This window comes from Methylibium sp. T29 (assembly GCF_000576205.1).
Taxonomy (GTDB): domain Bacteria; phylum Pseudomonadota; class Gammaproteobacteria; order Burkholderiales; family Burkholderiaceae_C; genus Methylibium; species Methylibium petroleiphilum.
On record NZ_AZND01000512.1, the window covers coordinates 1 to 1,191 of the forward strand.

Genomic DNA, 1,191 nt, shown 5'->3' on the forward strand with positions numbered 1-1,191 from the left:
ATTACTCGATGATCTTGGCGACGACGCCTGCGCCGACGGTGCGGCCGCCCTCACGGATGGCGAAGCGCAGGCCTTCTTCCATCGCGATCGGGTTGATCAGCTTGACCGTGATGCTCACGTTGTCGCCCGGCATCACCATCTCCTTGTCCTTGGGCAGCTCCACCGCGCCCGTCACGTCCGTCGTGCGGAAGTAGAACTGGGGACGGTAGTTGTTGAAGAACGGCGTGTGTCGGCCGCCCTCTTCCTTGCTCAGGACGTAGATCTCGGCGGTGAAGTGGGTGTGCGGCTTGACCGAGCCGGGCTTGCACAGCACCTGGCCGCGCTGCACGTCTTCGCGCTTGGTGCCGCGCAGCAGGATGCCGACGTTGTCGCCCGCCTGACCCTGGTCGAGCAGCTTGCGGAACATCTCGACGCCGGTGCAGGTGGTCTTCTGCGTGGCGCTGATGCCGACGATCTCGATTTCCTCGCCGACCTTGATGATGCCGCGTTCGACACGGCCGGTGACGACGGTGCCGCGCCCGGAGATGGAGAACACGTCTTCCACCGGCATCAGGAAGGCGCCGTCCACCGCACGCTCGGGCGTGGGGATGTAGCTGTCGAGGGCTTCGGCCAGCTTCATGATGGCTTGTTCGCCGAGTTCGCCCTTGTCGCCTTCGAGGGCGAGCTTGGCCGAGCCGTGGACGATGGGGGTGGCGTCACCGGGGAACTCGTACTTGTCGAGCAGTTCGCGCACTTCCATCTCCACCAGCTCGAGGAGCTCGGCGTCGTCGACCATGTCGCACTTGTTCAGGAAGACGATGATGTAGGGCACGCCGACCTGACGGGCCAGCAGGATGTGCTCGCGGGTCTGGGGCATCGGGCCGTCGGCGGCCGAGCACACGAGGATGGCGCCGTCCATCTGCGCCGCACCCGTGATCATGTTCTTCACGTAGTCGGCGTGCCCGGGGCAGTCAACGTGCGCGTAGTGCCGGTTGGCGGTCTCGTACTCAACGTGCGCCGTGTTGATCGTGATGCCGCGCGCCTTCTCTTCGGGCGCCGCGTCGATCTGGTCGTACGCCTTGGCCTCACCACCGAACTTCGACGACAGAATCGTCGTGATCGCCGCCGTCAGCGTCGTCTTCCCGTGGTCCACGTGCCCAATCGTCCCAACGTTCACGTGCGGCTTGGTCCGCTCGAATTTGCTCTTGGCCA

Annotated in this window: 1 protein-coding gene; it reads right to left on the reverse strand. The window is 65.0% G+C overall.

Annotated features, from left to right (window positions below; translation table 11 throughout):
• Position 1: 1 nt before the first annotated feature.
• Positions 2–1,191 (reverse strand): elongation factor Tu (gene tuf, locus x551_RS22465; protein WP_036251815.1); only part of this gene is annotated, 1,190 nt, incomplete at its 5' end.